14 protein-coding genes and 1 riboswitch are annotated in these 12990 nt (G+C 51.3%); of the genes, 9 read left to right on the forward strand and 5 right to left on the reverse strand.

Translation table 11 applies throughout. The features are described 5' to 3' along the window. Nucleotides 1-15: 15 nt before the first annotated feature. Nucleotides 16-1272, reverse strand: coding sequence for a DUF2515 family protein (locus GNP95_RS20365; RefSeq protein ID WP_155612667.1), 1257 nt, complete (start codon nucleotides 1270-1272; stop codon nucleotides 16-18). Nucleotides 1273-1383: 111 nt separating this feature from the next. Between GNP95_RS20365 and GNP95_RS20370 the strand changes: the two genes are divergently transcribed. The 7 genes from GNP95_RS20370 (at nucleotide 1384) to GNP95_RS20400 (ending at nucleotide 7961) form a co-directional block, all read left to right on the forward strand. After that, nucleotides 1384-1755: a thioredoxin family protein gene (locus GNP95_RS20370; protein WP_155612668.1), complete on the forward strand. Its 372-nt coding sequence runs from the start codon at nucleotides 1384-1386 to the stop codon at nucleotides 1753-1755. A 220-nt stretch (nucleotides 1756-1975) separates the two neighbouring features. Beyond that, the gene (locus GNP95_RS20375) at nucleotides 1976-2956 is read left to right on the forward strand and encodes a COX15/CtaA family protein (protein WP_155612669.1); all 981 of its coding nucleotides are present in this window, start codon (nucleotides 1976-1978) and stop codon (nucleotides 2954-2956) included. Between the two features lie 75 nt (nucleotides 2957-3031). Then, the gene (locus GNP95_RS20380; protein ID WP_155612741.1) at nucleotides 3032-3766 is read left to right on the forward strand and encodes a Cthe_2314 family HEPN domain-containing protein; all 735 of its coding nucleotides are present in this window, start codon (nucleotides 3032-3034) and stop codon (nucleotides 3764-3766) included. A 93-nt stretch (nucleotides 3767-3859) separates the two neighbouring features. Then, nucleotides 3860-4016, forward strand: a riboswitch (SAM riboswitch). A 122-nt stretch (nucleotides 4017-4138) separates the two neighbouring features. Beyond that, entirely contained in the window at nucleotides 4139-5155 is a 1017-nt protein-coding gene (locus GNP95_RS20385) for a methionine ABC transporter ATP-binding protein (RefSeq protein WP_155612670.1), read from the forward strand. Continuing rightward, nucleotides 5155-5823, forward strand: a complete 669-nt coding sequence (locus GNP95_RS20390) for a methionine ABC transporter permease (protein ID WP_155612671.1) — start codon at nucleotides 5155-5157, stop codon at nucleotides 5821-5823. The genes GNP95_RS20385 and GNP95_RS20390 overlap by 1 nt, the downstream gene beginning before the upstream one ends. 82 nt (nucleotides 5824-5905) lie before the next feature. After that, on the forward strand, nucleotides 5906-6766 hold the full coding sequence (locus tag GNP95_RS20395; protein ID WP_155612672.1) for a MetQ/NlpA family ABC transporter substrate-binding protein: 861 nt from the start codon (nucleotides 5906-5908) through the stop codon (nucleotides 6764-6766). Nucleotides 6767-7187: 421 nt separating this feature from the next. Next, on the forward strand, nucleotides 7188-7961 hold the full coding sequence (locus GNP95_RS20400; RefSeq protein WP_155612673.1) for an SDR family oxidoreductase: 774 nt from the start codon (nucleotides 7188-7190) through the stop codon (nucleotides 7959-7961). Nucleotides 7962-8123: 162 nt separating this feature from the next. Here the strand turns inward: GNP95_RS20400 and GNP95_RS20405 are convergent, their stop codons facing one another. Further along, complete coding sequence (locus tag GNP95_RS20405; protein WP_055105863.1) at nucleotides 8124-8369, reverse strand: NifU family protein; 246 nt, start codon at nucleotides 8367-8369, stop codon at nucleotides 8124-8126. Nucleotides 8370-8450: 81 nt separating this feature from the next. On the opposite strand from GNP95_RS20405, the gene GNP95_RS20410 reads away from it, so the two are divergent. Continuing rightward, entirely contained in the window at nucleotides 8451-8696 is a 246-nt protein-coding gene (locus GNP95_RS20410) for a YuzB family protein (RefSeq protein ID WP_155612674.1), read from the forward strand. On the opposite strand, the gene GNP95_RS20415 is transcribed toward GNP95_RS20410, so the two are convergent. Together GNP95_RS20415 and mqnE are read right to left on the reverse strand one after the other, a co-directional pair. Next, nucleotides 8693-9754, reverse strand: a complete 1062-nt coding sequence (locus GNP95_RS20415; protein ID WP_155612675.1) for an NAD(P)/FAD-dependent oxidoreductase — start codon at nucleotides 9752-9754, stop codon at nucleotides 8693-8695. The genes GNP95_RS20410 and GNP95_RS20415 overlap by 4 nt on opposite strands. 80 nt (nucleotides 9755-9834) lie before the next feature. Beyond that, nucleotides 9835-10941 (reverse strand): aminofutalosine synthase MqnE, encoded by a 1107-nt coding sequence (mqnE, locus tag GNP95_RS20420; protein WP_155612676.1) that lies wholly within the window; start codon nucleotides 10939-10941, stop codon nucleotides 9835-9837. A 247-nt stretch (nucleotides 10942-11188) separates the two neighbouring features. Here mqnE and GNP95_RS20425 point away from each other — a divergent pair, with 247 nt between their 5' ends. Then, nucleotides 11189-11545 carry a HesB/IscA family protein gene (locus GNP95_RS20425; RefSeq protein ID WP_155612677.1) on the forward strand — a complete coding sequence of 119 codons (357 nt, stop codon included), beginning with the start codon at nucleotides 11189-11191 and terminating at the stop codon, nucleotides 11543-11545. Between the two features lie 126 nt (nucleotides 11546-11671). Here the strand turns inward: GNP95_RS20425 and GNP95_RS20430 are convergent, their stop codons facing one another. Next, entirely contained in the window at nucleotides 11672-12898 is a 1227-nt protein-coding gene (locus GNP95_RS20430; protein WP_155612678.1) for an AI-2E family transporter, read from the reverse strand. Between the last annotated feature and the right edge of the window lie 92 nt (nucleotides 12899-12990).

Raw genomic sequence — 12990 nt, forward strand, 5'->3', positions numbered from 1 at the left:
TGCCATTGATGGGCGCTAATCCGCCTTGATCGATTCGGCGGCATCGTGGGCGAGCGCGGTCTTTAGCACGCCCGTCCGGTGCTCGCGGCTGATGTCGCAGAGCAGCGGCGTCTGAGGCGCGCTGATGCCGTCCAGCGCGCTCGTGTCCTTGAGCCAATCCTCACGGGATATTGGCTCATAGGGCGTGTCGCCCCAAGCATCCAGGAGCTTGGGGCTGTAGAGACGCTCGCCGGGCGGCAGCGTCTCGCTCTCAAGAAGCTCTGACCCCTGCAAGGGCGTGGTCAGAGCTTCTTCTATATTGGCCGTGAAGATGTCCGGCCAATAATCCGCGCGCGAGCCGCTGTGCGGCACCGCTCGCGCGAAGGCCTCGGCGCCGCTGCGTACGGCGCCAAGGCCCATGAGCATCGCGTACAGGCTTTTGCCTAGCGCGATGCGGGCGGGGAGGCTGCCGAAGTCGGTGACGGTTCGGCCGGCCAGGCGGGTCACGCTCGTCCCCTCGCGAAGCGGGATGATCAGCTGGTTGAGGCCGGACAAACTATACAGATGGAAGTTTGATTTCTCGGTGACATGGCGCTGGTAGAAAGGGTGACGAATGACCCGCTGCTCGATATAGTTCTGCTCGTTGATGATCAGGCCGACGGTCAGCAGCGCGCTGCCCCGGTCAATCCAGAAGCGCTCCCAGAAAGGCCTCATGAACCGCGATACGCTGAAATACCGCAGCAGATGGAACTGGCTTGCGCCAAGTTCGCGGCTTTTCCGGTACAGCAGCAGCTGCGGGTAGGCATCTTGAAAAATAAGCGCATTGCTGCGCTCCAGAAACCGGTATGTGGCCCGCTTGCCTTCTTCACTTAGCATATCGGCGACCCGGCTCCCGCGCAGGTCGGTCATATTCCAGCCCGCGTTCCGGGATACGATATGGGCCAGAAAGGCCCAATGCAGCTCCGGGCAGGCCTCATAGCATTCCAGATATGCGGCGGTTCGCGTAATGTTGCTGATTCCGGCGCGGCTCGTAGCCGTCTGGATATCCTCGGCCAATTCCCGGTCGGCTCGGGTTAGTTCCTCGTCGTCCTGATTCCGGTAGGCCGCCCCCCGCTTCAGGAGTTCCTCAATCTCCCCGGAGACGGTGCGGGCGGCTGCTTCGTTCCAATCCAGCGGGAGAGGGTCCCCGCGGAGCTTGGTGGAGTTGGCGAAGTCCTCCGCTTTGCCGCGGATTGCATCTCTAACCGCAGAAGGCAGGTTCACCAGCAGCTGTGTAAGACGATTCTGCTTCATGTGAGTCCCTCGCTTTATTTTCACACGTTTTTATTACAAAGTATGGCCTAAAGATTTGACTTCCACTCTTCAATTTGATTGACTTAACTAGAGAACGATACACAGAAAGGAATGGTCCAAGTGAAACAAGTGGCATCCGCCGCAGAATTCAACGTCAGCATTCAATCCAGCAATTTGGTCGTCGCCGTGTTCAAAGCGGACTGGTGCGGTGATTGCAAGTTTATCGATCCGTTCATGCCGGAGGTCGAGGAGAAGTATGCGGATCGCTTGACCCTCATCGAAGTCGACGTAGACAAAGTGGGCGAAGTCAGCCAGGAGCAGAACATACTGGGCATTCCGAGCTTTGTGGCCTATGCCGATGGAAGAGAGCTGGTCAGATTCGTGAACAAGCTGCGGAAGTCGCGCGAGGAGATCGAGGATTTCCTGAACAAAGCGCTGGATGTGTATCACACGCTTCACGATACGCCCGAAAGAAAAGAGTAGGCGGCTGCGTAGTTTTCCATTCAAACAGCTGATCTCAATAACAAAAATCACATCGCCCTTCGAAATCACCGGGGGGCGATGTTTTATTTTTGAATATTTTGTCACAGTTTCACTATGTCGTCCCGTTCCTTATCGGTTATAATGAAGAATGATTTATTGGAAAACGAATAATTGATAAGAAACACTGTTCTTATTATCCTAAATTGCAGGTGAGAAACCTTTGAACACGAAGCAACTGAAATGGATCGCTTATATTTCCTGTTTTGTCATGTTTTTGGCTACTTTGGGGGGAAGCGTTGTCACCAAGACGGAATCGGGCCTTGGCTGCGGCAACGAGTGGCCGCTCTGCCATGGCAAATTCGTTCCGGCCCACACGGTAGCCTCATTGATCGAGTACTCGCACCGGGCGGTCAGCGGGGCTGCCGGCCTGCTTGCCGTCGCGGCGTTCGTGGCCTTCTGGAGGTACCGCAAGAACCGCAAAGACCTGCAGACCTATGCGCTGCTGGCTCTGATATTTGTAATGGTTCAGGCTTTTATGGGCGCGATGGCTGTCGTCTATCCGACGTCGTCGGCGGTCATGGCGCTGCATTTCGGCTTTTCGCTGATTGCCTTTGCCAGCTCGATCATGCTGGCGCTTGGCATCCGCGAGGATGAAGCCAGGCAGGGACGGGCTCCTTCGGCTCCGGCAGTCCGGGTGTCCAAGGCCTTCCGCAATCTCGTATGGGCGGCGACTGGTTATACTTATATCGTCGTATACATTGGCGCGTATGTGAGCCATACCGATTCCGCAGGCGGGTGTCTAGGATGGCCGCTTTGCAACGGTCAGCTGGTTCCAGAACTGACGGGCGGCGTGGCGATTGCCTTTATCCACCGGGTGGCCGCTGCACTGCTGATGATCCTCATTGCCATCATGGGGCATATTGCCTACTGGAAGCATCCCGGCAACGGCGAGGTGCGTGCTTTGGGATTGACTGCGACGATCCTTGCAGTCATTCAGATATTTACCGGGGCAGGCATCGTCTTTACGATGAACAATTATCACGTTTATTTGTTTACGTCGCTAGCGCATATCGTCGTGTTGGCTGCCTTGTTCGGAGTTCTGTCCTATTTATGCGTACGAACCTGGCAAATGAGCCGTTTGCATAGCGGGCAGGCGCAGGGGCAGAAACAGGAAACAGCGATCAAACCCGGTCAATCGTAAGCTGCGCAAGAAAGGTCGTATGAGTTGATTCAAACCACTAAAGCTATGATCTCATCCAGGAAGCGAGGAATGGATATGCTGCGCGCACTGCTTGGCGAACCACCCCGACAGAATGAAGGAATATTGGCGGATACGATGGAAGCCATGCACAAGACAATCAAGCTGCTTCGTAAAGAAATGGAGCTGCATCTAGATCCCTCGCATGATTTTCGCAAGCTGGAAATATGGATTTACGGCTTGGTTTCTTCTCTTGATGAGCTGGAGCAATGCAAATATGCGGCTAATTATTTTCGGCGGAAGGTTACCCATGATTATCTGGAAGATATGTCTCCCGCTGAGAAGAACGATTATGCCCGGTACGTGTATTTCTACAAGGATGGGTTCATTCGCGTATTCTCCATATTGGACAAGCTCGGAACGGTGCTGAACGAGCTGTTTGATCTGAAGACATCCAAAGTGAAGGCGCATTTCTCCTATTTCACAGTGTTGCGTCAATTCAGGTATTTGAAGGTGCATCCGGAGCTGGCGAACGACCTTTTTGCTATTAAGGACAAGCACAAGGAAGCGATGAGCGTGCTGCGCCGCCGCCGCAATACCGAAATCCACTATATGAACGCGGAAATGCAGGATGACTTGTGGCAGCGGCATCAGGGGCTGAACAACAAGCTCGAGCTAGAAGACCTCGACAAGAATCTGGACGATTTGGAGCATGGGTATAGGATGGTGTGCGAGACCTTGCATACGGTATTTGTTTACACGAACCAAAGATGGAAAAAAGTTAAACAGATTCAGCGCCTGGATATAAAGTAATTTCCTTTGACAAACGCAAGGAAAGAATCTATACTCTATTTCTAGAATAGTTTCAGAAAGATTCAATGATGTTCTTTCATAAAATTTCATATTTTCTTATCAAGAGAGGCGGAGGGAAAGGCCCGATGAAGCCCAGCAACCGATTTGCAAAGAAGTGTGGCATGGATACCGCAGCTTTCGGCAAATGTCATGGTGCTAATTCCTTCAAGATCGCAGGCGTTAAAGAGCGGGCGGTTTTGGTAGATGAGAAGGCATTGTCTTTACGTAAAGAGAGCCCTCGGAATCTGCAGGGCTCTTTATTTATATGATCGGCCAGTCGCGGAAGGGTTAATTTTATAAAGAGTCTATTTATGTGAACGGGGGGATACTAGCTTGATTGAACTCAAACAGCTCACTAAAACATACGGCAACAAAAAAAAAGCGACCACTGCTTTGTCCGGGCTGAACCTTACCGTGAAAAAGGGCGAAATATTCGGGGTCATCGGTCATTCCGGGGCCGGCAAAAGTACGCTCATCCGCTGCATTAATTTGCTGGAGCGGCCGACGGAGGGCGAGGTTTGGGTAGGCGGCGTAGAGCTGACCAAGCTGAAGCGGAGAGAGCTCCAGCAGCAGCGCCGGAAAATCGGGATGATTTTCCAGCATTTCAATCTGCTGTCCTCGGCGACCGTGTATGACAATATCGCATTTCCGCTGAGGCTGATGGGCGTTCCGAAGTTGCAAATAGCTGCTAAAGTGAACGAGCTTCTGGAGCTCGTCGGCCTGACTCCGCATCAGAAGAAATATCCTGCCCAGCTGTCTGGAGGCCAAAAGCAACGGGTAGGCATCGCCCGGGCGCTCGCCAGCGACCCTGACGTGCTGCTCTGCGACGAGGCGACGTCAGCCCTGGATCCGCAGACGACGGATTCAATCCTGAATCTGCTGCTGGAGATTAACCGCAAATTTCATCTGACCATTCTGCTGATCACACACGAGATGCATGTCATTCAGCGCATCTGCGACCGGGTTGCCGTCATTCATCAGGGCGGCATCGTTGAGGAGGGGCCGGTGACAGAAGTGTTCCTGAAGCCGCAGCATATGGTTACGCGCGAATTCATCAGCCGGGAGCTTGCCGGCGACGAAGGCTTTAGACAGACATCCTCGGTTCCGCTGCCAGCATGGGCGCGATTGGTCAGAATCACATTTCTGGGCGCCAAAACCTATGAATCCGTACTGTCTCAGGTCGTGCGGGAGACGGGGGTCAACTTCGCCATCCTGCAGGGCACGATTTCAACGATTAAGGATACGCCTTACGGTCAGCTGACGGTATCCTTCGAAGGAGACAATGCCAAGGTAGATGAGACGCTGGAACTGCTGCGGGAACGCGATCTTGATGTGGAGGTGATCGGCTAATGTCGAATTTGGATTTCTCCAAAGTGAACTGGGACGAGATGCGCGTGGCCACGGGCGATACGCTGCTTATGATGGGCTACGCGACCTTGTTTACCTTTCTGATCGGCCTGCCGCTCGGGATACTGCTGTACAGCTTCTCACGGTCCAACCATTGGTTTATCGGCCTGCTCTATAGAGTTCTGTCGCTTATCGTCAACATTCTCCGGTCGGTTCCGTTCGTCATCCTGATCGTGGCGCTTATTCCGCTGACCCGGGCTATCGTTGGAGTATCGATGGGCGTTCAGGGAACGATCCCTCCGCTGGTCATCGGAGCTGCTCCGTTCTTCGCACGTCTCGTTGAGACTGCGCTGCGTGAAGTTGACCGTGGCGTTATCGAAGCCTCCCAAGCGATGGGAGCCTCCCCGCTGCAGGTCATCCGCAAGGTGCTGCTGCCTGAGGCGCTTCCCGGCCTGATCGCCGGAATGACGATTACGGCGGTAACGCTTGTCTCCTACACGGCGATGTCCGGGATGGTCGGGGGCGGCGGACTTGGCGACCTGGCGATCCGGTACGGTTATTACCGCTACCAGATGGAGGTTATGATTGTATCGGTTGTCTTTATGGTCATTCTCGTGCAGCTGCTGCAAATGATTGGCGATCGTTTCGTTATTTATTTTACGCGGAAATAAGGAATTACAATATATATCGTGCTGCTTAAGATCTAGCACATCCTTATTCAAAAAAACATATTCATTAGGAGGGCATACTGCAATGAAAAAATGGACATTATCTTTCTTGACGCTGGCACTTGTTCTGGTACTTGCTGCTTGCGGAAATGCCAAAAACAATGGCAATGGTGCGGCAGAGGCTCCGCAGAACAACGCTGGAAACGCGGAGCAATCCGCACCGGCAGAACCGGTTAAACTGGTTGTGGGCGCTACTGTGCCGCATGCCGACATCCTGAAGTTCGTCGCTCCGAAATTGAAAGAGGAAGGCGTAGAACTGGAAGTCAAAGAATTTACGGATTATGTTCAACCGAACGTGCAAGTGTTCGAGAAACAGCTGGATGCAAACTACTTCCAGCATCAGCCGTACCTGGATGATCAAAACGAGAAAAACGGCATGGATTTGGTTCCTGTAGTAGGCATTCACGTGGAGCCGTTTGGCGCTTACTCCAAAAAGTATACATCCGCTGATGAAATTGCCGACGGAGCGAAGGTTGCTATTCCAAACGATGCTACAAACGGCGGACGCGCGCTCCTGTTGTTGGAGAAACAAGGTTTGATCAAGCTGAAGGAAGGCGCTGGCATTGCGGCAACGAAAGCGGACATCGTCGAGAACTCTAAAAATCTAGATATTAAAGAGCTTGATGCGGCTATGCTGCCTCGCCAATTGGATGAAGTAGACTTCGCTTTGATCAACACGAACTATGCGATCGAAGCAGGCCTGAACCCGGTTAGCGATTCCCTGTTCATCGAGGATAAGGAATCTCCTTACACCAACCTGCTGGTAGCACGTCCGGACAACAAGGATTCCGATGCGATCCAGAAGCTGGCGGCAGCTCTGACTTCGGATGATGTAAGAAAGTTCATTGAAGAGACGTATGAGGGAGCATTGGTTCCTGTATTCTAAATCGTCCTTTTGCACAATTTCCAAGCCCCGCCTCCCTTTATGGGGGGCGGGATTTTTTAGATGCTCCATATGATCCGGTATCGAATCTTACAGGATAAATGGATTTTTGGTATTTAAGCTCTGAAAACTGGCGCTAAATGTACATCTAAATGGATTGCTTATCATAAAAATGAATACAGAGGCAGGATGATACGAGTCAGTCTTTTTCCAATGCATGGTTTCCATTTAACTCTCTGAATATGGTTCTATGCGATAAAAAAATACAGAAGATCCAACTAAACCGTATCCCCATTTCCTTCTTCCTGCGCTCTTTCCTTTGTCTGAAGAAGCTGCTTTATGGTCTGAACCTTATTGTTTGTGGGAATGCTTCAAATCTTTTATACTTGATATATGTGTATGTAGGATGAGGAGGAGAAGGACATTGAAGGGAAAAGTCGCCCTGATTACCGGAAGCGCCAAAGGACTCGGAAGAAGGACGGCGCTGACGCTTGCGGAACAAGGATGTCATATCGCACTGAACTATGTACATAGCGAAGCTGAAGCATTTGACCTGAGACGGCAGATCGAAGGGCTGGGGGTATCCTGCATTGCAATAAAAGCCGATATTTCGAAGCGCGAAGAAATCGAGGCGTTGGCCAACGAAGTTGCGGCCAAGTTGGGAACCGTCGATATTCTCGTCAATAATGCAGGTCCGTTCATTCGGGAACGGCGTTTGTTTGCGGACTATACCCAGGCTGAAATATTGTCCATGATTGAAGGGAATCTGGTGGGAACCATGCTGCTGGATCATTTCGTACTGCAGGGAATGCGGAACAAGGGCTGGGGGCGAATCATTCATTTCGGCTTTGGACATGCGGCGGAGTCACGGGCCTGGCCGCATCGCGCAGTATATGCCGCGGCCAAAACGGGGCTCGTATCCTTTACGAAGACGCTTGCGGTAGAGGAGGCGCCATATGGGATTACCGTGAATATGGTCTGTCCAGGCGACATTCGCGGGGACAATAAAGAGATGTCGATCGAAGAAGCGCGCCAACTGCAGGACGGGGAAACGCCCTTGGGGCGCCCGGGCAGCGGCGAGGATATTTCCAGGGTTATCGCCTTCTTATGTCATAAAGATTCCGATTTCATTACGGGCAACATTATGGATATTTCCGGCGGACTCGATCCGATCCGGCCATGGATCAAGCCCACCTGACGATTACGGTCCTGGCGGACAGTTTCCGCCAAATAAAAGAAAACTCGGCCTTTCCGGGGATCCGGAGAAGCCGAGTTTCTTAAAATTATGGAAGCTGTATGTCAGCCGAGCCGACGACTCCATAATTGAATTCGAGTTTGTATCTGAAGGAGTTATTTGCGTTTAGAATACTTGGACGACCTCTTGTACGCCTTCCACTTCTTCAAACAGCGCGCGCTCGATACCCGCTTTCAGGGTGATGGTAGAGCTTGGGCAGCTGCCGCATGCGCCTACCAGCTTCAACTTAACGATGCCATCCTCAACATCGACGAGTTCAACGTCGCCACCGTCACGTTGCAGGAAGGGGCGAAGTTTATCCAGAACTTCCAATACTTCGTCATACAATTTATCTTGTACATTTTCGCTCATTGTTTTCAACTCCTTTCCTTTCTATATTATAGTACAAATAAGGTTAAAATTAAATGGTTCATAAAATGGGGGATGCCCAGATTGAAGATAATCCTAGAATTTTGCGCGAACAATGCCCATTTCGGAACGGATGAAATTATGAAAAGGCTAGAGCAGCATCCAGATTGCGAGGTTTACGAATACGGCTGCCTCACCGGCTGCGGCATGTGTTATATGACGCCTTATGCGTTGGTCAACGGTGAGACCGTGGAGGCCGAGACAGCCAGTGCTTTATATGATGCCATCATTCGCAGGATAGCTGACGTGAAATTGGATAATAACGGCTAGCCAATATGATGCCGGGACAACCAGAGAACGCCGCTCTTCAGAATACGCGGAACTCTTCCGGTTACTTGCCTTTTGCCCATCAATCCGAATCCAGCCTTTTTGCCCAGTGAACCAAGGGTGCCTTTCAGCTTCAGCTTCTGGAGCTTCGGCTGCTCGCCGCGCCATAACGCCGAGGCGATCTGGGCGATTTGCTGGCCTTGACCTTCGGCTGCTTGAGCGCTCGGAGCAAAAGGAAGGCTGGCGCAGTCGCCGCATACGTAGACCTCAGGATGCTCGGGAATTTGATAGTATTCGTTCAGCAATACCCGTCCCTGACGATCCTTGCCGACTTCCAGGTTTCGCACGAGGGCAGGGGGCTGGATCCCTGCCGTCCAAATGGTCACGTCGGAGGCTATCTCGCCGTCAGCATGATAGATGACCCCCTTTTCCAGTCCGGTTGTGGAAATGTTGGATAATGTCTCTACATCATGCTCCTCGAACCAATTGGTAACATAGCCCGACACTTTCGGCGGGAATGCCGACAGTACCCGCGCGCCGCGGTCGATGATGCTGATATTGAGATCCGGGCGGCTCTCCCTCAGCTCAGCGGCAATTTCCACTCCGCTGAGTCCTCCGCCTACCACGTTCACTTTACCGTAGGGCTTGATGTTGTTAAGCTGCAGGTAGGCTTCACGCACAGCGGAAAAGGACTGAATGCCATAGGAGTGCTCCTGTGCTCCAGGAATGCCATGATAATTATCGGTACAGCCGAGAGCGATAACGAGCTGATCATATTCCAGCGGATCGCCCTCTTCAAAATGAATGAAACGGCTGTCTAAATCAATCGAGCTAATTTCCCCGTATTTGATCTGTAATCCCGAGTAGCTCGGAAACGGTACGCGCAGCTCATAATCGGAAGCCGTTCCAGCGGCTAAAGCATAATACTCGGTCTTCAAGCTTTGAAACGGCATCCGGTCTACTAAAATGACTTGAACGTCGGAGGGAATAAATCCCTTGAACAGTTCATGAATAACGGCAGTTCCACCATAGCCTCCACCAAGAATAACGAATTGTTTCATCTCACCGATGTCCTTTCTATCCGGTTCTTCAGAGCGCTCGCTGTGTTGCATCGTGAAGCCTGAAGGCTGTCAGTGATGCTCTATTCGTAAATCTGAATCTCGTTATAGAAGGTGTCCCGTTCTACCGGAATGCGTCCGGCCCCTTGAATCAGCCAAATCAGCTCTTTGCGGGTCAGTCCTTCGGGAGTGAGTGCTCCCGCAGCATGGCTGATCCGTTCTTTAATGATCGTTCCGTGCACGTCCGACGCGCCGAAGGTTAGCGCGACTTGGGTCAGCTGTACACCGATGTTGATAAAATAAGCTTTGATGTGCTGAATATTATCAAGCATCAGCCTGCTGATCGCGATCGTCTTCAAATCCTCATAGGCCGAGTTGCGGCGGGTGATTCCGGCATTTTTGTTCCGCGGCTGCATCGATAGCGGGATGAAGACCATGAAGCCGTTCGTCTCATCCTGAAGATCGCGAATCTGCAGCATGTGGCGGATGCGGTCCTCGTGGGTCTCGATAGCTCCGTAGAGCATTGTCGTATGTGTCTTCATGCCAAGCTGGTGCGCCGTACGGTGAACATCGAGGTATTGGTCGACGTTCGCTTTATCGACTTTCATTTTTTCTCGGTATTGGTCGGACAAAATCTCCGCTCCTCCGCCAGTCAGGGACTGAAGTCCGGCCTTTTGCAGTTCGATTAATACTTCCCGTGTACTCAGGCCGCTGATTCGCGTGAAAAATTCAATTTCCGCTGCGGTATAAGCCTTGAGCGTTACTTCCGGGAAGCGCTCGTTCAGCGCTTTGAGAGAATCTACATAATATTGAAACGGCACATGATTGTTGTGGCCGCCAACGATATGGAATTCACGGATGCCCGGGTGGATGTGCTGCTCCACATAAGCGACCATCTCTTCGCCGGATAGTGTATAAGAGCCTTCCTCTCCTTGATCCTTGCGGAAATTACAAAAGGCGCAGTAGGATTCGCATACGTTCGTAAAGTACAAGCTCATATTTTCGATAAAATAGACTTTGCGGCCGTTTTTCCTTAGATTGACCTCGTTAGCTAACTGACCAATGGTCAACAAATCATCGCTTTCATATAAATATACCCCATCCTCCAGCGTCAGACGCTGTCCTTGCCGGACCTTCGCTACGATGTCCGCCATTTTGCTGTCGATATTCGGGCTGATTGCAATAGACATGAAATAATGACCTCCGTTTCCATAAGATGACTCCGGCGGCGCTGGCATAATCGGATGAGAAGAGTCCCGACCGCCGGCTTCGGCGCAGCTGGAGAGCATCCAATTAGACAGTATGTACCACCACCTCCCCTATTATAAACTTCCCATTGTAAGTGGGCAACAAAATGTAATAAAAATCACATATCTTGAGAGGGACGGTGATGTGGAGTATACTTTAATAAAGTAAGGATAAGGAGTGTGAAGACAGATGATTAACATTTCAGATAGCGCAATGGCCCGCATTAAGCAGATGCTGGAGCAGGAGGAGACACCGGATATGTTCCTTCGTCTTGGTGTGAATGAGGGCGGATGCAGCGGTTTCTCATATGGAATGGGCCTGGATGACCAGGAGAGCGAGGAAGATGTGCATATGGATGTTAACGGCCTGAAGGTCGTTGTGGATAAAGACAGCATCCGCTACTTGAACGGGCTGGAGATCGATTTCAAGGAATCCGGCATGAGCGGCGGCTTCACGATCCATAATCCGAATGCGATAGCTTCCTGCGGTTGCGGCCAGTCGTTCCGCATGCGGGACGAGGAAGGCAAACCGGAAGTTTGTGATTGATAGATAGGTTTAACTACTCTCATATATTGAATGCTCTAAAGGATTATCTTGGTGTCAGTAACCGGAAAAAGCCGCAGCAAGTGAAGCAAACAAACCGCATTCCTCAAGGAATGCGGTTTATTTGTGTTATTCCTGCTCTACCTTGCCTGCGCCTTGGGCGCCAGGAGCAGCTACGTTAACGGTTACCTCTACACCTGTTAGGTTCTCACCGGCATCGTCTTCCTCCTCATAAAGCTTGGAGCGCTGCTCAAACCATTGGAAGAGGTGGGTGCAGATGACCTTTAGCACAGCATAGCCAGGAACGGCAAGGATGACTCCAAGCACGCCGAACAGATTACCGGCCGTCAAGATCACGAAGATGATCGTGATCGGATGAACCCGCAGCGTTTTGCCCATAATTTGCGGGGAGATGAACTTCCCTTCAATCAGTTGGACCACGGTCCATACGATAATCAGCTTCAGAAGCATGAACGGGGATGTAACGATCGCGATAATCAAAGCAGGCGTTATCGCGATGGCCGGACCCAAATACGGAACGATGCTGGTAAAGGATGCGATAATGGCCAGCACCAGGGAATAATCAAGCCCGATAATGAGGAAGCCGATATACAGCAGAACCCCGATACAGAAGCTGACGATGATCTGCCCGCGAATGTAGGAGCTGATTTGCCCGTTCGCTTCCGTCATCACGCGATGGGTCTGCTCGCGGAGCTTCACTGGCACGAAGCGCAGGATATAGTTGGGCAGCTTCTTCCCGTCTTTCAGCAGATAGAACAGGATGAACGGCACTGTCACCAAGGTAAGCACGATGTCGACGACTGCACCGACAAACCCGCCGATACTGCTAAAGGCATTTTGCGCAATCGAGGACGCCCGCTCGGACAGCTTCTGGGCTACATCGGTCAGATTGAAGCCGGTGGACTGCTGAAATTGATGATAGAAATCGCTGCCGATAAGGGCTTCGAACTGAAGCTGCACTTCATAGCTGTATTTCGGGAAGTTTTGTATCAGGCCGTTCACCTGCTCTTGAACGAGCGGTATAACGGATATGATCACAATAGTAATTATCCCGATGATGAACAAATATAGCGCTACGATCGTATAGGCACGCGGAATGCCTTTGCGCTCCAGCCAATTTACGAGCGGATTCAGCAAGTAGAAGATCGCTCCCGTTAACAGCACGGGAATCAGTACGGTCTTCAGCAGCACAATCAGAGGTTTGAATACGAATGATATTTTGGTCAGAACGAAGATATTCAAACCAATCAGCAGCAGCACAAGCAAAAACAATACGAAGCGATTATTAATGAAAAACTTCTTGAACCGTTGATTCCAGCCTTCCGTACTACTCATGAAAAAATGGCCCCCCTGTCAGCAACCTAGTTGTTTCTATTATTAGTAATACGTATAAATAAAATTTGGTTTCAGCAAATTTCAAAAAAAAG

Source organism: Paenibacillus woosongensis, from assembly GCF_009725165.1.
Taxonomy (GTDB): domain Bacteria; phylum Bacillota; class Bacilli; order Paenibacillales; family Paenibacillaceae; genus Fontibacillus; species Fontibacillus woosongensis.

Coding starts and splice junctions, on each gene's coding strand:
- GNP95_RS20365 (WP_155612667.1), bottom strand. CDS start 1,272: ATGAAGCAGAATCGTCTTACACAGCTGCTGGTGAACCTGCCTTCTGCG.
- GNP95_RS20370 (WP_155612668.1), top strand. CDS start 1,384: ATGGTCCAAGTGAAACAAGTGGCATCCGCCGCAGAATTCAACGTCAGC.
- GNP95_RS20380 (WP_155612741.1), top strand. CDS start 3,032: ATGCTGCGCGCACTGCTTGGCGAACCACCCCGACAGAATGAAGGAATA.
- GNP95_RS20390 (WP_155612671.1), top strand. CDS start 5,155: ATGTCGAATTTGGATTTCTCCAAAGTGAACTGGGACGAGATGCGCGTG.
- GNP95_RS20395 (WP_155612672.1), top strand. CDS start 5,906: ATGAAAAAATGGACATTATCTTTCTTGACGCTGGCACTTGTTCTGGTA.
- GNP95_RS20405 (WP_055105863.1), bottom strand. CDS start 8,369: ATGAGCGAAAATGTACAAGATAAATTGTATGACGAAGTATTGGAAGTT.
- GNP95_RS20415 (WP_155612675.1), bottom strand. CDS start 9,754: ATGAAACAATTCGTTATTCTTGGTGGAGGCTATGGTGGAACTGCCGTT.
- mqnE (WP_155612676.1), bottom strand. CDS start 10,941: ATGTCTATTGCAATCAGCCCGAATATCGACAGCAAAATGGCGGACATC.
- GNP95_RS20425 (WP_155612677.1), top strand. CDS start 11,189: ATGATTAACATTTCAGATAGCGCAATGGCCCGCATTAAGCAGATGCTG.
- GNP95_RS20430 (WP_155612678.1), bottom strand. CDS start 12,898: ATGAGTAGTACGGAAGGCTGGAATCAACGGTTCAAGAAGTTTTTCATT.